General features: G+C 65.3%; 17 protein-coding genes and 1 pseudogene. 3 read left to right on the top strand and 15 right to left on the bottom strand.

The genetic code is table 11. The features are described from left to right. Position 1: 1 nt before the first annotated feature. The gene (locus tag ACLEJP_RS03010) at positions 2-1,957 is read right to left on the bottom strand and encodes a DUF1302 domain-containing protein (protein ID WP_440804461.1); all 1,956 of its coding nucleotides are present in this window, start codon (positions 1,955-1,957) and stop codon (positions 2-4) included. A 74-nt stretch (positions 1,958-2,031) separates the two neighbouring features. Next, a complete protein-coding gene (locus ACLEJP_RS03005; protein WP_440804459.1) occupies positions 2,032-2,610 on the bottom strand; it encodes an RBBP9/YdeN family alpha/beta hydrolase in 579 nt (192 codons plus the stop codon). A gap of 194 nt (positions 2,611-2,804) precedes the next feature. Between ACLEJP_RS03005 and ACLEJP_RS03000 the strand changes: the two genes are divergently transcribed. After that, a complete protein-coding gene (locus ACLEJP_RS03000; RefSeq protein WP_440804457.1) occupies positions 2,805-3,809 on the top strand; it encodes an AraC family transcriptional regulator in 1,005 nt (334 codons plus the stop codon). Positions 3,810-3,817: 8 nt separating this feature from the next. On the opposite strand, the gene ACLEJP_RS02995 is transcribed toward ACLEJP_RS03000, so the two are convergent. The 7 genes from ACLEJP_RS02995 to ACLEJP_RS02965 all read right to left on the bottom strand — a co-directional run bounded on the left by ACLEJP_RS02995 (position 3,818) and on the right by ACLEJP_RS02965 (position 10,265). After that, on the bottom strand, positions 3,818-4,840 hold the full coding sequence (locus ACLEJP_RS02995; protein ID WP_440804456.1) for a YeiH family protein: 1,023 nt from the start codon (positions 4,838-4,840) through the stop codon (positions 3,818-3,820). Further along, positions 4,837-5,163: a Rieske (2Fe-2S) protein gene (locus tag ACLEJP_RS02990; RefSeq protein ID WP_440804455.1), complete on the bottom strand. Its 327-nt coding sequence runs from the start codon at positions 5,161-5,163 to the stop codon at positions 4,837-4,839. The genes ACLEJP_RS02995 and ACLEJP_RS02990 overlap by 4 nt, the downstream gene beginning before the upstream one ends. Then, positions 5,160-5,813, bottom strand: a complete 654-nt coding sequence (locus ACLEJP_RS02985) for a DsbA family protein (protein WP_440804453.1) — start codon at positions 5,811-5,813, stop codon at positions 5,160-5,162. The genes ACLEJP_RS02990 and ACLEJP_RS02985 overlap by 4 nt, the downstream gene beginning before the upstream one ends. Then, positions 5,810-7,126: an MFS transporter gene (locus tag ACLEJP_RS02980; protein WP_440804452.1), complete on the bottom strand. Its 1,317-nt coding sequence runs from the start codon at positions 7,124-7,126 to the stop codon at positions 5,810-5,812. The genes ACLEJP_RS02985 and ACLEJP_RS02980 overlap by 4 nt, the downstream gene beginning before the upstream one ends. 189 nt (positions 7,127-7,315) lie before the next feature. Further along, on the bottom strand, positions 7,316-8,368 hold the full coding sequence (locus ACLEJP_RS02975) for a 3-keto-5-aminohexanoate cleavage protein (protein WP_289135694.1): 1,053 nt from the start codon (positions 8,366-8,368) through the stop codon (positions 7,316-7,318). Between the two features lie 54 nt (positions 8,369-8,422). Continuing rightward, positions 8,423-9,271 carry a TauD/TfdA dioxygenase family protein gene (locus tag ACLEJP_RS02970; RefSeq protein WP_440804451.1) on the bottom strand — a complete coding sequence of 283 codons (849 nt, stop codon included), beginning with the start codon at positions 9,269-9,271 and terminating at the stop codon, positions 8,423-8,425. Between the two features lie 13 nt (positions 9,272-9,284). Continuing rightward, positions 9,285-10,265 (bottom strand): quinone oxidoreductase family protein, encoded by a 981-nt coding sequence (locus tag ACLEJP_RS02965; protein ID WP_440804449.1) that lies wholly within the window; start codon positions 10,263-10,265, stop codon positions 9,285-9,287. Positions 10,266-10,493: 228 nt separating this feature from the next. Here ACLEJP_RS02965 and ACLEJP_RS02960 point away from each other — a divergent pair, with 228 nt between their 5' ends. Next, positions 10,494-10,700, top strand: coding sequence for a hypothetical protein (locus tag ACLEJP_RS02960; protein ID WP_225777986.1), 207 nt, complete (start codon positions 10,494-10,496; stop codon positions 10,698-10,700). A 60-nt stretch (positions 10,701-10,760) separates the two neighbouring features. Continuing rightward, a pseudogene (osmE, locus tag ACLEJP_RS02955) lies at positions 10,761-11,117 on the top strand (osmotically-inducible lipoprotein OsmE). A 2-nt stretch (positions 11,118-11,119) separates the two neighbouring features. Here osmE and ACLEJP_RS02950 read toward each other — a convergent pair. From ACLEJP_RS02950 to ACLEJP_RS02925, 6 genes are all read right to left on the bottom strand, one after another. After that, positions 11,120-11,479, bottom strand: a complete 360-nt coding sequence (locus ACLEJP_RS02950) for a hypothetical protein (protein WP_289135703.1) — start codon at positions 11,477-11,479, stop codon at positions 11,120-11,122. A 113-nt stretch (positions 11,480-11,592) separates the two neighbouring features. Further along, the gene (locus ACLEJP_RS02945; protein ID WP_440804447.1) at positions 11,593-12,051 is read right to left on the bottom strand and encodes an anti-virulence regulator CigR family protein; all 459 of its coding nucleotides are present in this window, start codon (positions 12,049-12,051) and stop codon (positions 11,593-11,595) included. A 94-nt stretch (positions 12,052-12,145) separates the two neighbouring features. Beyond that, a complete protein-coding gene (locus ACLEJP_RS02940) occupies positions 12,146-13,333 on the bottom strand; it encodes an HlyD family efflux transporter periplasmic adaptor subunit (protein ID WP_440804446.1) in 1,188 nt (395 codons plus the stop codon). Next, positions 13,323-15,485 (bottom strand): type I secretion system permease/ATPase, encoded by a 2,163-nt coding sequence (locus ACLEJP_RS02935; protein ID WP_440804445.1) that lies wholly within the window; start codon positions 15,483-15,485, stop codon positions 13,323-13,325. Before ACLEJP_RS02935 ends, ACLEJP_RS02940 begins: the two co-directional genes overlap by 11 nt. After that, positions 15,475-16,746 carry a TolC family protein gene (locus ACLEJP_RS02930; RefSeq protein ID WP_440804444.1) on the bottom strand — a complete coding sequence of 424 codons (1,272 nt, stop codon included), beginning with the start codon at positions 16,744-16,746 and terminating at the stop codon, positions 15,475-15,477. The genes ACLEJP_RS02935 and ACLEJP_RS02930 overlap by 11 nt, the downstream gene beginning before the upstream one ends. Then, positions 16,746-19,059 (bottom strand): Ig-like domain-containing protein (locus tag ACLEJP_RS02925; RefSeq protein WP_440804443.1); only part of this gene is annotated, 2,314 nt, incomplete at its 5' end. The genes ACLEJP_RS02930 and ACLEJP_RS02925, both read right to left, overlap by 1 nt.

Below are 19,059 nucleotides of genomic sequence, written 5' to 3'. Positions count from 1 at the left end.
CTCAGAAGGTCGTCTTGACAGTGAGATACAGGGCGCCACGGTCCTCGGTGGTGGCCCCGCTACCGGAGAAGGAGGCGTAGCCGCCGCCGTAGCAGGTGTAATCCTGTTCGCCATCCAGGGCGTTGGGGGTGCTGCCATCGGTCTGGCCATCCTTGCAGGCTTTGGTCTCACCGAAGCTGTCGACGTACTTGAGGTCGACGAAGTACTGGTTGTAGATCGCGGCGCTCACGCCCACCGCGTAGTTGCCAGTGTTCTCGGCACCACCACCCTGCACCGGCGACACGCCGTCGAGGCCGACGTTGACCGATAGCGGCATGCTCAGGTCCATGCCCGGCAGCACCTGGTACCAGGTGGGGGTGAAGTTGACCGCGATGCCCCAGTTGTCGCGGGTGGCCTTGTCGATGCCGCGGTAGCTGCTCTTGCCCTTGTACAACGCCGCGTTGTGGCTATCGAGCTTGAGCAGGTTGCTGTAGAACAGCTCGCCAAGCAGGGTTGCCGAGTCGAACAGCGGCGTGTCGCCAAGGGTCATCAGGCCGTTCAGGGTCCAGTGCAAGGTGTCGCCGGTGGCGCTCAGGCTGTCGCCATCCTTGGGTACGTCGTAGATCACGCCACTGCTGGGCAGGCGTGCCGGCAGCAGGCCAAAGCCGCCGCCCAGGCCAGCCTGGCCGGGGGCGCTGACGATTGCCGGGATGCTCGCCAGTGGCATGTGGTGGCGGATGTTCAGGTCGCTGCCGACACTGATACCGCCGACATCCTTGGACAGGCTCAGGCCGTAGATGTCGATATCGTCGGAATAGGCGAACTGGTAAGTGGTGCCTTGCAGCGAGTTGTACAGGTTGCCGACCGCGCCCTGGCGGCTGCCCGGCGGGTTGCCGAACGGGCCGTTGGCGACGGTCATGCCGCGTGCATCGAGCCAGGCCTGCGGGAGGATCTCGGAAGTCTTGCGGTAGTAGAAACCGAGGGTGCCGCCCAGCCACTCGGGCGACCACTTGGCCATGATGCCCCAGTCGCCGCTCTTGCCAGGCTTCAGGTCATGGCCACGGCGGATGCTGGTCAGCGCGCCACGCACCGGGATCAGCCCCGGGGTGCCGGTGTGGCCGAGCAGGAAGCTCTGCGCGCCTTCGCCGACCACGTCCGAGCCGCCGTAATAAGTGCCGGCCTCGGGCAGGCGGGCGGCGTCCCAGTCGAAGAAGTACTGGGCACCCAGCGTCAGTTCGGGGTTGACCAGGAACGCGGTCGACAGCTGGTTGCGCGGCACGAACAGTTCCTTGGCCTCGGTGCCCGGCGAGGCGGCCAGCTTGGCCAGGTCCAGGCCGGACTGGCCGTAGCTCAGCGAGTGCACCGGGTTGAGCAGGGTTTCCCCCCAGAACAGGTTGTGCTGGCCGAGCTTGGCGCTGACCTGAGAAGCCTCGCCGACTTCACGGCTGAAGAATACGAAGGCATCCAGCACTTCACCGGACGGGCCGCTGTAGTAACGCTGGGCGTAATTGCTCAGGTGCGGGCTGCCCAGCGGCACGCCGGTACCGGGCAACCCATTGAGGCTGGGGTTGATACCGGACTGGCCACCGTTGCCGTTGACGAACGGGTTGCTGTTCGACCCGGCGTTGTCGTAGGCCTTGTCATACCAGCTGGCAGTGCTGACCCGGAAACCGGTATTGCCTTGGTAGACCACGTCCAGCTCGGTCAACAAGTCGACGCGGTTGGTGATGTTGGTGCCGGCCTTGCGGAAGTTGTAGTCACCGTCGTTGCTGTTGGGCGTGCCCAGCAGGCGCCGGTCGGCGCTTTCGGTGCGCACGCCATAGTTGTACTTGACGGTGTTGTCGAAACGCACGGCCCAGTTTTCGTTGCCGGTGTCGACTTCGAACGCCTGGGCGGCAGGCAGCGAGAGCAGACTGATGGCGCAGGCGAGCAGGCAGCGCTGTGGATTCACAGCACGGTGAATGCGGTGTTCTGGCATTACGATGGCTCCACGTATTGTTATTGTTTTTTACGCAGCCCGTCTTTTGCGGGCGTGGCTGGGGCGTCCATGCGCTATTGCAGGTTCGGGTTATCCAGACGGCGGACCAGGGCTTCGGCCAGTGGCCAGTGACCAAAGCCGGAAGCCGGGTTGAGGTGGCCAACGGCACCCAGGCTGAGCAGTTCGCTGCCCCAGCGGCGGGCCAGGTCGCCAGCCGCGGCGTAGCTGGCCAGGTGGTCGTTGCTGCTGGCAGCGACGATGCTCGGGAATGGCAGCGGTGCGTCCGGCACAGGCGCCCAGCCGTGCTCGACCAGGCTGGCCGGGCTTGGGTAGTGCGCCGGCCAGGGGGCGCCGAGGTCCGGTGGCGCTGCCAGCAGCGCCCCTTTGACTGCCCGCTGATAGCGCGCGGCCCAGTGGGCGACCATCAATACCCCGGCGCTGTGCGCCACCAACAGCACCTCACCCTCGATCTGTTCCAGTTCACGCTGGATCGCCTCGACCCGGGCCGTGCAGCTCAGCCGGTCAACCTGCAGCGGCGGTACGCTGCGAACCTTGGCCAGGCGGTTGGCGAGCAGGGTCTGCCAGTGCCCGGCGACATGCTCGCGCAGGCCAGGAACAATCAACACGGTGGCAGTGGTTTGCAGTTTTTCCACGTTGAACCTCGTATCGGCATGCAGCTCTTGAGGTTCACAGTAAACAGCGGGCCCCCGGGGTGCTTCACATTGCGCGTCAGAGGCTTTTCATTTGATGACAACGGGCTTGGCGGGGCTTTGCTTTTCAATTCATGACACGCAGGCTATAAGACACAGAACGCATGTCGGCATACCCAACATGGAAAACAACAAGAATGCCTGCCCTCGTCCGTGCCGCCAGTTTGACCAACTACCTCGAAGTGTCCCGCCACCTGGGCCTGAACCCGCATGCGTTACTGGCGCAGGTCGGCCTCAGTGCCGCGTTGCTTGATGACCCCAACCGGCGGATCCCGGTTGCCAGCGTCATCGCCTTGCTGGAAGCCTCGGCCAGTGCCAGCCACTGCGAAAGCTTCGGCCTGCGCATGGCCGAATTGCGGCAACTGTCGGATTTCGGCGAAATCAGCCTGCTGCTCAGCCACCAGCGCACCCTGCGCGATGCCCTGCAGGTGATCGTGCAATACCGACACCTGCTCAATGACGCCCTGGCCATTCATATCGAGGAAGCCGGCAAGACAGTGGTCATTCGGGAAGAAGTGATCAACGAGCGCGCACCCTGCAGCCGCCAGGCCACCGAACTGGCCATCGGCGTGATGATGCGCCTGTGTGCGGCCCTGCTGGGTGCCCATTGGCACCCGATCAGCGCCAATTTCACCCACGCGGCCCCGGCCGACCTGGCAACTCACCGGCGTATTTTCGGTTGCACGCTGGTGTTCGGCAGTGAATTCAACGGCATTGTCTGCCCCGCCGCCGACCTCGACAGCGCCAGCCCCCAGGCCAACGAAGCCATGGCCCGCCTGGCACAGCGTTACCTGGACAGCCTGCCGGCCGGCGGCACCCCGTCGCTGGAGCTGGAGCTGCGCAAGACCATCTACCTGCTGCTGCCCATGGGCCGCGCGACGATCGAGCAGGTGGCCCAGACGCAGGGCATGAACGTGCGTACCCTGCAGCGGCGTCTCGAGGAAAACGGCCTGACCTTCAAGGACCTGATCAACAGCGTGCGCCGCGACCTGGTGATGCGCTACCTGGAAAACCCTGGTTATTCGCTGGGGCGCATTGCCGACATGCTCGGCTATTCCATGCCCAGCTCATTCACCCGCTGGTTCATCGCCCAGTTCGGCATGCCGCCGGCCAGCTGGCGGGCCCGACACGATCAATTGTAGGCACGGCGTCAGGCGGAAGCTTGCAGGCCCCAGTGCATCAGCGTCAGCACCAGCAGCACCAGAAACACGCTCTCCCCGACCATCAGTGCAATCGGCTTGAGGCCGACCGAGGCCAGCGCCTTGAGCTGGGTCTTCATGCCCAGGGCACTGATCGCCACCACCAGGCAGCCGCGCGACAGCTCATTGATGCCGACCTGCACCGGCGCCGGTACCCACCCTGTGCTGTTGACGCAGGCCAGAAGCAGGAAGCCGAGTGCGAACCAGGGCAGCAAGGGCGGCCGTTGCCCGCCGGCTTCCAGGCCCTGGCGGTGGGTGACCATGGCCGCGCAGACAATGACCGGCAACAGCATCGCCACGCGCATCAGCTTGACCACGGTGGCAATGTCACCGCTCTCGGTGGACAGGCTGTAGCCCGCCCCCACCACCTGCGCCACGTCGTGGATGGTTGCCCCGAGGAAGACCCCAGCCTGCGCTGGCGACAGATGCAGCCACTGGGCGATCATCGGGTAGAGGATCATCGCCAGGGTCGACAGCGCCGACACACCGATCACGGTGAACAAGGTTGCGTGCTCCTTGCGCGGGTGCTGAGGCAAGGCGGCGGCCAGCGCCAGCGCCGCCGAGGCACCGCAAATGGCCGTGGCACCGCCGGTGAGCATGCCGAACAGCCGTGAGAACCCCAGCGCCTTGGCCACCACCACCGAGACCAGGATCGTCACCACCACCAGCGTCACGACCAGGGCCACGGGCTTCCAGCCCAGGCTGGCGATCTGCTCCAGGGTGATACGCATGCCAAGCAGCGCCACCCCCAGACGCAGTACCGTGCGAGCGGTGAACTCGATACCGGCCTTGCAGGGGCCGTCAACCGCGAGAACGTTCAGCGCCATTCCCAGCAGCAGGGCAAACAGCATGACCGGCGCCGCGTAATGCTCACTGAGGAAACTGGCGGCCGCGCCGACGATCAGGCTGACCACCACGCCCGGGGCAAGGCTGCGGATACGCTGATGGGTAGCGCTCAGTACCCGTGTGTTCATTGCCCCGCTTCCTCACTGTCGATCACGATGTAGACCTGCCTGCCCCGCTGCTCGACCGGGTAGCTGGCAACCTTCAAGGTCTTGGAATTGACCAGGTAGCCGCTGGCCAGGTCAAACCGCAGGCCATGCGCGCAACACTGGATGACGCGGCCTTCAAGCCGCCCGCCGCACAACGACGCGCCCTGGTGCGGGCAGCTGTCGTCAATGGCATAGAGCGTGTCGGCAACGTTGAACAACGCCACGCTGCGCCCTTCGCAGGCCAGCAGCACCCGACCGTTACGCGGCGGAAGCTGCCCAGGTGCCAATGCAATTCGCCGGCTCATGCCCCTGCAACCTCCCTCAGCGCTTCGCGCATGGCGGCGAACAGCACCTCGGCAGGCTGCGCGCCAGCAATCAGCGGCCCCTGGTTGAAGCGGTAACGCGGCACGGCGCTGCCGGCGCGCCCTGCACCATCGAGGAACGGGCTGCCATCGTCACGCAGGCAGTCGGCCACCTGCACGGCGTCCAGCCCGCAGCGCTGGGCGATGTCGAGCAGGACACGGCTGTCCCCCAGGTCGCGCCCCTGGTGGAAATAGGCAATGAACAGCTGCGCCAGCAAGGCTTCCAGCTGCGCTGCTTCGAGCAGCCCGGCAGCCCGTTGCAGCAGACGGTGGGCGTTGCCGGTGTTGGGCATGCGGCGGATCCGCGAGAAATCGATGTCCTCGCCGACCACACAGGCGGCGGCACGCACCTGCGCCTGGCGCTCGCGCACTGCCTCCTCGCTGCCCAGGCGCTGCAGGTAGAAGCTGTGGAACGGCAGGCCGCTGGCCGGCAAGCCAGGTAACAACTGCACCCCTCGCCATTGCAGCTGCACTTGCACCTGCGGCCGTTCGCGACGCAACAGCAACAGGGCCGCCTGCAGGTGCCGCTGGCCGATCAGGCACCAGGGGCAGACAAAATCGAAGAGCACCTCGACCGACAATAGCTGTTTCACGGTTTCGACTCCCGGGGTGCGCCGACAGCAATGCTGGCCGGCGTATGCAGACGCTCCATGTCAGGTTGGTAATGCCGTTTGGCAAGGAAAAACACCAGCGCTGCACCGATGCTCATCAGCGGCACCAGCTGGAAGGCGGCCTGCAAGCCGATCAGGTCGGAAACGCGCCCGGTGATCAACGGCCCGGTGGCCAGGCCCAGCAGGTTGTTGGCCAGGGTCAGGGTGGCGAACGCGGTGCCGTGCACCGCGGCGTGGGTGAGGTTGGCGACCATGGCGCTGGACGGGCCGTTGGTGCCGGCGGCAATCATCATGCCCAGGCCGATCAGCACCAGTTGCGCGGTGCCGGCGGGTAGCGCAAACGCAAGCGAAAGCAGCGTGCAACTGCCCAGGCAATAGCCGATGGCCAGGCTGATCTTGCGATCGGGGCGCTGCCGCCCGAAGCGGTCGCAGAGCATTGCGCAGAGGATCATGCCGATGCCGCTGCACAGCACGATGACAGCGGCAACTGCCCCGGCGCGATCGGTGCCCATGGCGTAATAGCGGTTCAGGTAGCTGGGCATCCACACGATCACAGTGCCGCCGACAAACAGCTGCAGGCCGCTGCCGACATAGGCGGCGATCACCGAACGACTGTTGTACAAGCTGCGCAATGGTCGGCTGGCCTTGTCCAGCGCTGGCTGCGCGCAGCTGGGCGCAATGCGCGCTTCCTTCACGATCAGCGGGTACAGCGCTGCCAGCACCAGGCCGAACAACGCCATACCGGCGAATGCCCAGCGCCAACCCAGGTGCTGGGCCAGCACACCGCCCAGGGCCATGCCCAGTACCGAGCCGAACATGCCGCCGGCCATGAACGCGCCGGCCAGGGTCGCGCGCATGTCCCGGGGGAACACGGCGACCACCACGGCGATGCCGACGCTGCCATAGGCGGCCTCGCCCACCCCGACCAGAAAACGGGCGATGAACATTTGCGGGTAGCTCTGTGCCAGGCCGCAGCCGAGGGTGGTCAGGCTCCACAGCGCTGCCATCAGCACCAGGCTGCGTACCCGGCCAAAGCGGTCGGCCAGCAGCGACAGCGGGAAGGTCAGCAGGCCGACCATCAGCGCGACGATGCCACTGAGCAGGCCGAGCTGGCTGTCGCTCAGCGCCCATTCGCCCTTGAGCAGCGGGAATACCGCATTGAGCACCTGGCGCGACATGTAGTCGGAAATCAACAGGCCGAAGGTCAGGGCGAAGACCACCCAGGCATAGCGCCGGGGGACGCTGTGGGCAGTGTCGGTGCCAGGATTTTCGGCACTGGCGAGGTAGGTGGCCATGTTGCCTCCTTGGGTGTGGGGCGTGAGGTTGTTCTTGTTGTTATGGGTTACAGCCAACATTCAGGTTGCTTTTGCGGGCCTCTTCGCGGGCTCGCCCATTCCCACAGGGACAGCGGCGACCTTTGGGCCAGTGCCGCACCTGTGGCAGCGGGCAGGCCCGCGAAGAGGCCAGGCCCTGCCGTACCTGCATCAGCCGCGCTGCGGCACGCCCTTCACCCCCGGCTGGCGATTCGGCGCCATGCCGTTGGCCTTGAGGGTCTGCTCGATGCTGTCGTACTGCTGGCCGATGCGGTAGATGGCGCGGGCTTCCTTGCCCGTGGCAATCTCCCGGCCGAGCTCATGGGCCACGCGCACGGTCTGCTGGATCTGCTGCACCGAGGTGAAGCGCTTGCCCTGCTGGTCGATGATGGTGTCTTCGTTGCCACAGCGCGGGTGCAGGCCCATGGCCAGGGCCATGGTGTTGAACGGCAGCACGTTCTTCAGCAGCGACTCGGCGGTCAGGGTGCAACCGTCCGGCGCACGGTGGATGAAGTTGAAGAAGTTGAACGGATTGGGGCCGTCGAAGCCGCCACCAATGCCGATCCAGGTCAGGTTCAGCGGGCCCATGTAGTCACCGCGGCGGACGATGCGCTCGAGTGTTTCCAGGGCATGCATGCCGGTCAGCTGGAAATGCGGCTGGATGTTGCTGGCCTGCAGGCGGCGCAGGTGTTCGCGCACCCAGGCCGGGCCGGCCGGCACGGTCATCTCGCTGTAGGCGGCATGGATCGCCGGGCTGGCCAGCGAGGTGCCTTGCAGGTATTCCGGGTACAGCAGCTCCATGATGTTCATCTGCGTGGTGTTGATGGCCACGGTCACCTGGTCGGGGCGGGGCGTCAGCTCGGCGAGCATGTGCCGGGTGTCGTCCGACAGCCACTTGGCCGCCTCACCCTCGCTTTCCGGGGCGAAAGAGATCGACCCGCCCACCTGGATGATCATGTCCGGCACCGCTTCGCGCACCCCGGCAATCAGCTCGTTGAACTTGGACAGGCGCTTGGAGCCTTTGCCGTCCAGTTCACGCACGTGCAGGTGCAACACGGTGGCGCCTGCTTCGTAGCAGTCGACGGCCTTCTGCACCTGCTCGTCCATGGTCAGCGGGATATCTTCCGGGAAGTCTTCGGGCATCCACTCCGGGCCATAGGGCGCCACGGTGATCACCACCTTTTCCATGTTTTCCGGGTGCAACGAATCGTCGAAGAATTGCATGCTGTAGTCCTCGCTATTGTTATTGTGCGGTTGCCGCCGACCGTGGCGGCCGGCCTAGAACGTCGGGCTGCCCTTGATCCCGGCGCGCTCCATCCTGCGATGGCACGGCGGGTAGTCCATGACGGCGTAGTGCTGGGTGCTGCGGTTGTCCCAGATCGCCACGCTGTTGGGCTTCCAGCGCCAGCGCACCTGGTACTCGGGCAGGTAGGCCTGGCTGATCAGGTAGCGCAGCAGCTCGCCAGCGCCGGGGTTGGCGTCCTGGCCGAAGCGCACCCGCTGCGGGGTGTGGTAATTGCTGAAATGGGTGGTGAAGGCATTGACGAACAGCACCTGTTCGCCCGTTTCCGGGTGCGTGCGCACCACCGGGTGTTCGGCATCAGGGAACTGCGCCTTCAGCGCCAGGCGCTTTTCCAGCGGCATGGCGGCACCAAAGCTGGCCTCGATGCTATGACGGGCGCGCAGGCCTTCGATCCTGGCCTTCACATCGTTCGGCAGGTTTTCATACGCCAGTACCATGTTCGCCCACATCGTGTCACCGCCCACCGGCGGGCATTCGATGCAGCGCAGCACGCAGCCCATGGGCGGTGCTTCGCGCCAGGTGGCGTCGGTATGCCAGGCGTTTTCATAACGGTCGTTGGGCTGGTCCGGGCGCTTGTAGATCTGCACCAGGCCCGGATGCTCCGGGTCGCTGCCGGCCACCGGGTGGTCTTCCAGGTCGCCGAAGCGGCGGGCAAAGGCGACGTGTTCGGCGCGGCTGAAGTGCTGGTCGCGCAGGAACAGCACACGGTGGCGGAGCAACTGCGCACGCAGCTCGGCAAACAGGTCGTCGTCGTGAATCGCGTCGGCCAGGTTGACCCCGCCTACCTCGGCACCGATCGCGCAGGTCAGTTGTTCGATGTGCATGTTGTTGCCCTCTTCAGATAACGAAGATCGACGAGCCGGTAGTCTTGCGCGCTTCCAGGTCACGGTGGGCCTGGACAGCGTCCTGCAACGCGTAGTGCTGGTTGATTTCGATACGGATGCGTCCGCTGCTGACGTGGTCGAACAGTTCGCCGGCCAGGTCGGCCTTTTCCGCCGGGTCGGCGATGAAGTCGGCCAATGCCGGGCGCGTGAGTTGCAGCGACCCCTTGACCGCAAGCAGCTGCGGGTCGAACGGCGGGATCGTGCCCGAGGCGGTGCCGACGCAGACCATCAGGCCACGGCGCTTGAGTGAATCGAGCGAGCCCATGAAGGTGCTCTTGCCCACGCTGTCGAACACCACGTTGACCCCTGCCCCGTCGGTCAGCTCACGCACGCGCGTGGCCACGTCCTCGACGCTGTAGTTGATGACATGGCTGCAACCATGCGCGCGGGCCACTTCGGCCTTGGCCTCGCTGGACACGGTGCCGATCACGTGCAGCCCGAGCAACCGCGCCCACTGCGCGACGATCAGGCCGACGCCGCCCGCGGCAGCATGCAACAGCAGGCTGTCACCAGGCTTGAAGTCATGCAGCCGCCGCAGCAGGTAGGCGCTGGTCAGCCCACGCATGGTCATGGCCGCGGCCGTTTCGAAGGCGATGGTGTCCGGCAGCTTGATCAATGCGGCAGCCGGAATCAGGCGTTCGGTGCAATAGGCGCCCAGGGTATTGAGAAAGCCGGTGTAGGTGACCCGGTCACCGACCGCCACCTCGGTCACGCCCTGGCCCAGGGCCTCTACCACGCCGGCAGCTTCCACGCCGATGCCGTTGGGCAGCGGGATCGGATAGGTGCCGTTGCGGAAATAGGTGTCGGCGTAGTTCAGGCCAACCGCCACCTGGCGCAAGCGCACCTGCCCCGGGCCGGGTTCGCCGACCTCGGCGTCCTCGTAGCGCAACACCTCGGGGCCACCGGTCTGATGGAAACGTACGACTTTGGACATGCTTGTCTCTCCAATCATCGATCTGGACGCCAGGCGTCAGTTCTGGGTGATTGGACTGTATGCCCTTGGCGTGCGGGGTGCTTCGCATCGGACGACAGCGGGTTTTCATTTCATGACAGCGCGGCTGCCGCGCTGCGCTTCGCGCCTTGCTGTTTTATTCATGAGTCACCTTGATGGTTGCCCATGGCCAGACTAATACTTAGGTGTCTGCCTGGGGAGGCACGAAACATGCAACCAAGATTCGTTATCGTTCCGGCTGTACCGATCGAAAAGGAGTCGTTCCACCTGGGTGGCCGCTATTACGCCGCTACCGTTTGCGGGGGCTTCGACATCTACGACAACCAGGCCAAGGAACGGCTCAAGCCCAGTTATCCAAGCAGGACGGATGCGCAGTTGCACTGCGAGCAGATGAACAAGCGCTTTGATGTAGGGTGATCGCCGCCATCCGGCGCAGGCGACTGCCTCGATCCGGTGGCTTTCCAGCGGAGCACTGCCATGAGCAAACCCTTTCCGGTCATGATCCTGGCGCTGACAGCGCTTTCTGCATGCGCCTCGAACTCGGCGCAGTACCGCGACCAGCCACTGGTGGCGAAAGTCGACAACGGCATGAGCAAAGACCAGGTCGTACAGATCGGCGGCAAACCTGATGCCGAGACCGAGCGCACGGCGGTACCTGGCACGTGTTTCGACTACCTGCTCAGCCAGGCCGGCAACCGCCAGCCCTACAGCGTCAGCTTCGATGGCAGCGGCTAGGTGGACCACACCGCGTTCATGACCTGCGCCGAGTGGAGCAACGCCCAACGCAAGGCCCGCCTACCCAGCATGGGCGGCTCAAGCGGCTCGGGCTACTGAACTCATTCGAGGCATTCTTTCGCGGCCTGGCGCAACTTGTCGCCTGACAGGAAGCTGCCCTTGTAGAAGGTCGCGCGGCTGCCCTGGCGATAATCGACCACGTCGAGCACATCGTCGGACGCCACCGCGCTGGGTGCCGTCAGCCGGTAGCCGTGAGCGATGGATTTCTGCGTGGCCTGTGGCGCCAGCGCTTGCCACTTGGGCAGTACGCAGGCGGCATACTGCTGGGGCGATTTGTCGGTCAGTTTGCTGGCAGTCGGTTTACCGGGACTGGCGCAGCCAGCGAGGCTGGCCCCCAGCACAGCGGCGAGAAAGATACGAAAGGTAGCCATTTGCAATTGCCTGTGAGGAATACGCGGCATTCTAACGGGGGGCGCAAGCCGATACCAACCAACCAAAGTAGAGAAGCGGTTCCCGGCGGGCAGCAACCGCTACCCCTGGCCGTGATTGCACGTGCAGGAGCGGTTTGCCCGGTTCAATCAAGCGCGCCGTTCAGCACTTCGTAGATGATCCCTGTGGCGACTGCCACCAGGATCAGGTCCACACCCGCCTGCATCCACTCATAGCCGTCGTAATGAGGCAGCTGCCCCAGCAGCCGACCATCGAGCTTCTTGGCGATACCCGGCGGCAGCGGTTTGCCCCGGGCCAGGTTCTTCTGGATACCCGGCGGCAGAGCCGGCCCTGCACTCCAGTAGCTGCGGTGCCCGGCGAGGACATCGAGCACGTAACCACGGTCAACCGAAGGATTGCCATGGCCGCCACCACCACTACCACCCGCGTGCCCCTGGCCTTGGCCGTGCTGCCCCTGGCTGTGCGGGTTCTTGCCATGCCCCTGCCCTTTACCGTTATTCGGGTCGGCCAGGGAAAGCGATGGCCCCACAGCCAAGGCGATCGAGGTAACCACAGCCACCAGCGACCATCGACCCTTCACCATATCTGTTTCCTTACGCGAAAAAGTCGTCCCTGAACTGTAGATCAATACCCGAGCCAGGGTGAATGGCCGCGGACGCCTCGCTGTGCTGCCGCGCTCAGTACAGACGGGCCTTGATCAGCGGGCGCAACAGGTAGTTGAGTACGCTGCGCTTGCCGCTGAGGATATCCACCTCTGCCACCATGCCGGGAATGATGGGCAGCACCTCCTCGCCGCGCTTGAGCTGACTACCGTCCGTACGGATCAGAACCTGGTAATACGACTCCTTGCCGTGCGGCGTGTCTTCCTCGATGGTGTCGGCGCTGATCTGCTCCAGGGTGCCCTTGAGGTCGCCATAGATGCTGAAGTCGTAGGCAGTGATCTTCACCTTCGCCGGCATGCCCGGCACCAGGAATGCCACGTCGCGCGGCTTGATCTTCGCCTCTACCAGCAGGCGGTCCTCCACCGGGATCACTTCCATGATTGCCTCGCCGGGCTGGATCACCCCGCCGCGGGTGTTGATCAGTATGGTGTTGACCCGCCCACGCACTGGCGAAACGATCCCGGTACGGCGCAGCTGGTCCTGGCGCTGCTGGACGATCGGTTCCAGGGCACTGAGGTCGGCCTTGCGCTGTGAGCGCTCGGTGTAGGCATCCTGGAAATAGCTGCTCTTCAGTTCGCTCAGCTTGCCATTGAGGGTAGCGATATCCTGGCTCAACCGCAGCGCCTCCATCTGGCTGACGGCGCGCCTGGCGACCAGGGGGCGGACCAGGTCGAGCTGGCTTTGCGCCAGGCTGATCTGCCTCTGGATCGCCTGGCTGCCTTCGACCAGCTTGTCCCGCCGCGACTTGAACAGCTCACGCTCGGAGCGTGCAAGCGGCCCGTGCGGATCGACGTCCGGCGGGAACTCGATGGCGGCCTTGCCCAGTACCTCGGCATCCAGCCGGGCGATGGCCGCGCGCAGTACGCTGGCCTGGTTCGCCGATTCCTGGAAGTTGGTAAGAAAGCGCGTCTCGTCGAGGCGCAGCAATGGCTGGCCGACCTCCACCAGGTCGCCTTCCTGCACCAGCAGGCGATCGAGAATCCCCCCTTCCAGGCTCTGGATTTTCTGGATGCGACTGAACGGCACCACCCGCCCGTCACCGCGGGTCACTTCGTCGAGCTCCGCCCAGAAGGCCCAGGCGACGAACAGCACGACGCTGCCGAGCAGGGTGTAGAGCAGCGGGCGGTAGACCGGGTGAGTCGTCGCCAGCAGAGGATCGGCCAATTGCTCGCGCAGCTTTGCGGCGCGCTTTTCAACTGCCATGGCCAGCTCCTTCGGCAACTTGCGGCGCCTGCACCTGGTTACCCTGCACCACCTGGCTCAGCGGGCCGTCCATGATCACCTGGCCGTTGCGCAGTACCACGGCGCGGTCGACCAGCGCCAGCACGCTCTTCTTGTGGGTGGTGAGGATCAGCGTCCGCCGGCCCAACCAGTTCTGCAGATAGTCGATTACCCGCTTTTCGCTGTTCTGGTCGAAGGCGGCGGTCGGCTCGTCGAGCAGCAGGATCGGCGGGTCCTGCAGCAGCACCCGCGCCAGCCCCACCGCCTGGCGCTGGCCGCCGGACAGGCTGGCGTTGCCCTGGATCGGCATGTCCAGGCCCAGCGGGTGGCTACGTACGAAAGTGCCCAGCCCCACGCCATCGAGGGCTCCAAGCAACTCGTCGTCGCCCAGTGCGGCGTTCGCCAGGTTGAGGTTCTCGCGCAGGCTACCGTGGAACAGCGCCACGTCCTGCGGCAAGTAGCCGATGCCACGCTGGCGGTCGGCCGGGTCGAGCTGACTGAGGGCGATGTCGTCCAGCAGCAAGCGGCCGGATTGCGCATCGAGCAAGCCGCTGAGCAGCCGCAGCAGGGTCGACTTGCCGGCGCCGTTACCGCCTAGCAGTGCCACTCGCTCGCCGGCCTGGATGTTCAACGCCTGTACATCGACCACGGGTGGGCCGTCGCCATGGGCCAGGCGCAGCGCCTCCAGACGGTAATGACCGTACAGCCGCTCGCGGTGCACGAAACGCTTGCCGGCGGGACGCTCCTGCTCCGCCGACATGAGTTGATCGAGGCCCTCCAGCGCCACCTTGGTGTGCTGCCAGCGGCCAAGGATGGCGGCAGCCTGGGACAGCGGTGCGATGGCCCGCGAAGCCAGGATCGAACAGGCCACCAGGGCACCGACGGTCATCGCCCCGTCGGCGATCCGGTACACGCCGAACACGACCACCCCGACATAGCACAGTTGCTGGACGATGCTCGCCGAGTAGCTGAGCGTCGAGGCCAGGACGTGGGTCTTCATCGCGTTACCCGCCAGCTCCCCGGTAAGCGTCTCCCACTGTTGCCGGCAGCGGCCTTCGGCACGCGTGGCCTTGACTGTCTCCAGGTGCTCGAAGGCTTCGAGCAGTACACTGTTCTTCATTGCCCCTTCGCGCAGGTTCTGCCGCGACAGGTGCCCCAGCAGGCGTTGGGTCAGCAGCCCGGGCAGGACCATCAACACGCAAGCCACCAGCGGCACCCACACCACATGGCCGCCGATCACGGCGATGAGCAACAGGAAGATCGCCACGAACGGCAAGTCGCTGATCAGTGCAGCACTGGACGACGTGAAGAACTCGCGGACCGACTCGAACTCCCGTACCTGAGTGCTGAACGCCCCCAGCGACGCCGGTTTGGCAGCGATCCGGGTGCTCAGCACGCGCGCGAACAGCAGGCTCGACAGCTGCAGGTCGAGGCGCTTGCCGAGCACGTTCAGCAAGTGCCCGCGAAGGATCCGCAGTACACCGTCGATGACGATCGCCAAGGCTACGCCGCTGGCGAGTATCCACAAGGTATCGAAAGCCGCATTAGGCACTACGCGGTCGTACACCTGCATGGCGAACAGCGCCGAGGCGACGGCCAGGGTATTGGCTACCAGGGCCGTTAACGTGACTTCCGCATAGGAGCGCCAAAGCCGCTTGAGCGGCCCGAAGAACCAATGCTCGGGCAGGCTGCTTGCGTAGTCGCCGACGCGCCCGTCCGAGCGGTAGCGGCATTTGGCGAACACCGCCGTGCCGCTATAAAGCGCCTCCAGCGCGGGCAGCGCCACACATTCACGGCCGCCGTCGCTCTGCGGCACCAGCACCTCGTACTGGTCGCCTTCGACACCCACCAGCAGCAGGCAGCGACCATCGCCGAGCAACAGCAGCGCCGGCAGCAGGTAGGCATCCATCTGCCGCAACGGCAGCTCGGCGACCCGGGCCGTGATGTCGGCGCGGCGCAACGCGCGGGCAACCAGGCGCAGTGGCAGACGCCCATGCTCCAGGGCCAGGCCGTCCACCAGCTCGGCATCACTCAGTGGCCGCTCCAGTTGCCGGCACAGCAGCAGCAGGCCCTGGCGCAGCGGGTCATCTTGGTTCAGGGTGACGACATTATCCGGAGCTTGTTCAACTTCCATGATTCAACCGATTCTCCAGTAGTGCACCCAGCAGTCCGACCTGGGCGGCTGCGCGGTACTCGATACGCTTGCGCTCGATGTGCAGGCTGATCAATTGCCGCTCGGCTTCGAAACGCTCGCGCTGGACGTTGAGCAAGTCGATCACGTCGCGCCGGCCGACTTCGAACTGCTCGCGGTACAACTCGCCGACCTGTTCCGCTTCCGTCACCTGCTGGCTCAGCGATTGTTCCCGCCAACGCAGCGTGTCACCGTTGTCGAACAGCGTCTGCAATTGCCGGCGGATGTCGCGCTGCATCGCATCGGCGGTCCAGCGTGCCGACTCCAGCCGCTGCTGTGCGGCGGTCGGCCGGCGGAAGTTGGACAGCCCCTGGAAGGTGTCCATGCGAAAGCGCAGCGACATTACCGAGTCGCTTTCCGGGCGACCGCCGATCTCGCGGCGCAACGCGGAGGCCTCCAGGTTCAATTGCGGTAGCAACGAGGCCTTGGCCTCGCGCACTTGCGCCTCGGCAACGTTGGCGTCCTCCACCGCCTTGCGCTGCAATGGCGACTCGCGGATCACCCGCGCCACATCGCTGCTGGCCAGGTAGCGTTGCAGCGACATCGGCTCGGGCTCGACCAGTTCCGAAGGGTCCTGGCCGACCAGGATCGCGTATTGGTTGCGCGCGTCCTGCAGGTTGCCCTTCTCCAGCGACAGCTGCTCCTGGGCACGCGCCAGTTCGAGGTTGGCGCGGTCCAGTTCACTGCGATCGGCGTAACCGTCGCTGCCCCGTGCCTGGGTCATCTCGCGGATGCCGTCAAGGCGCTGGATATGCTGGCGCACCGTCTCCACCCGACGCTCCGAGGCCAGTACGTCGAGGTAGGTCTCAACGATATCCAGCGCCGCATCATCGCGCGCCACCAGCACCGCCTCGGACAACTTGCGCTGGGTTGCGCTGGCGCTGTCGACCTTGCTCGTCACCCGTCCCCAGTCATACAGCATCTGCGATACGGTGAGGTCATAGACGACCTCACCGACGTCGAACTCCTGCGGCCCTCCGGACATCGCGACGGTGGGGTAGTAGCCGCCCTTGGCAATCTCCACCTCGGTGCCGGCACGATCTGCTTCGGCCATTGCCGAACGCACCTCGGGGTGAATCGCCAACCCCGCCCTCACCGCCTGGTCAATCGGCATGGCCAGGGCAGACAACGGCACGCCGAGGCACAGGAGCCACAGGGCTGCCTGGCCACGGTGCCTTCGCGTGAGCACAGACACCCCAGGCATCAGACCACGACCTGTACCGTATTGTCCTCGATCAGCAGGGTACTGCTGCCAAAGCTGTAGACATCGTAGGTGATGCCGTTGACCTCCTGGGTGGTTCCGGTATTCACCGCCCCCACCACGTTGAGGGTGTCGTTGCTCTCCCCAGTGACCTGCAGGACATTGTTGCTGTCGGTGATGGCGTCGACCTCTGCCGCGGTCAGGGTCAGTACGCTTCCCGAATCGCCCCTGCCGAGATCGATGCGCTCGATGTTGGTGAGCGTGCCGACGCCTACGGCGTTGTAGTCGAGGTCGATGCCATCGGCCAGGATCAGGGTATCGAAGCCCGCGCCACCATCAATGGCAGTGAAGTTGGTCGCGGTGATCTGGATGGCGTCGTTGCCGTCACCGGCCACGACCTGGTCGCCGCTGCCTACGTTGAAGATCAGGTCGCTGCCATCGCCTGCGTTGATGTGTTCCGAACTGCCATTGGCCCCGGACATGACATCGTCCCCAGCGGTACCGTTGACGTCGATCTGGCCGATGTTGAGCGACAGCCCGTTGGGCGCCAGCGTGATGCCGTAGGCCGAGCTGTCGTTGCCGTTGGTGTCGGTGGCGACGACGTTGAACGAGATCTGCGACCCGAGGTTGAGGATATCGGTGATGTTCAGCCCCAACTGGGTCAGCACAGTCGGGCTCAGCAGGTTCAGCGAGAAGTTGCCGCCGCTGTCCGCCTGGATCGGCAGCAGCTCGACATTCAGCGCTGGCGTGATGACACGGATCACCACGCTGGAGTCCGGCTCGGTAGTGCCGCTGAAGCCGAACCGCGGGGTGAGCGGGTTGAGGCTGACGTCGACGCCAAAATTACCAACGGTCACTGGCTGTTCGATGCTGCTGCCGATACCGAGGGTTGCCACGTTGCTCGGGTTGCCGGCCGGGTCCTGGCCGGTCACCGACACCTGGGCATTCAGCAACTGGTCCAGGGTCAGGTCGATATCCAGGTCGGTGAGCAGGTTCAACGAGGCCAGCCCGCTGTTGTCGGCGGTCAGCGTGGCAGTGGCAGTAACCCCGCCAACGTCAACGAGGACTGTCAGCTCGGTACCTGGGTCGGTGGAGATGGTCAGGATGCTGCCCACCAGCGACAGCACCGGAGTCGCTGGTGGAATGGTGTCGACGGTGAACGGCACCGGGGTCGACGTGGTTCCGCCATCGATATCGGCGGTGACGGTCGATGCCCCTTCCGGGAACGGCCCCATGCCACCGCCAGGCAGCAGGGTCACGCTAATGCTGCCGGCCAGGATGTCGCCGGCGGTAAGCGTATGGGTAACCTGCGTTTCGTAGCCGTTCTGCCCGGCGAACGCGACGGTGATCACCTGGCCAGCCTGCATGGTCGGGCGGATCGCTACATCGACCTGGATACCGTCGCTGATCTCGGCCGCGTTGAGCCAGGTATCGGCAGCCTCCGGCAGGCTGATGGTCGGCGGCGCCAGATCCGGCGCGTTGATCGTCGCCGGGCCGCTGAGGTTGCCAGCGGCATCCACGGCGACCACCGCGATCAGCTCGCCGGCGATCAACGGTGGCGCGAACGGCAAGCTGAAGTTGCCACTGCCGTCGGCATTGAGCGTGATCGGGTTGGCGGTGTCGCCGTCGATCACGATGCGTACCTGGCTGTTCGGTTCGGCGGTACCGGTCAGCAGTGCACCATCGACACTGATGCTCAGCAGCGGCGCCGACGGTGCCACCGAGTCGACCGTGGTGCTGGCCGGGCCGCTGGTATTACCGGCGGGGTCCTGGGCCACGGCATTGACTACCGTGCCGTTGGCCAGCGGCGTGCCAGGCGTGAACGACCAGTTGCCGCTGCCGTCGGCGGTCGTTTCGCCGACCGGGTTGCCACCACCGTCGGTGAGGATCACCTTGGCCCCGGCTTCAGCGGTACCGCTGATCACGGCGCCGTTGCTCGGGTTGATGACCGGCGCAGCCGGGGCGATAGCATCAACGGTGACACTGGCCGGCCCGCTGCTGTTGCCGGCAGGGTCCTGGGCCACGGCATTGACTACCGTAGCGTTGGCCAGTGGCGTGCCGGGCGTGAACGACCAGTTGCCACTGCCATCGGCGGTGGTCTCGCCAATCGGGTTGCCGCCGCCGTCGGTGAGAATCACCTTGGCTCCGGCTTCAGCGGTCCCGCTGATTACAGCGCCGTTGCTCGGGTTGATGACCGGCGCAGCCGGGGCAATAGCATCTACGGTGACGCTGGTCGGTCCGCTGGTATTGCCAACAGGATCCTGGGCTACGGCATTGACTACCGTGCCGTTGGCCAGCGGTGTGCCAGGCGTCAGC

This window comes from Pseudomonas sp. SMV7, from assembly GCF_052041995.1.
In the GTDB taxonomy this organism is placed as follows: domain Bacteria; phylum Pseudomonadota; class Gammaproteobacteria; order Pseudomonadales; family Pseudomonadaceae; genus Aquipseudomonas.
The sequence above is the reverse complement of the archived record's forward strand: the minus strand, read 5'-3'. Positions and strand labels throughout refer to the sequence as shown.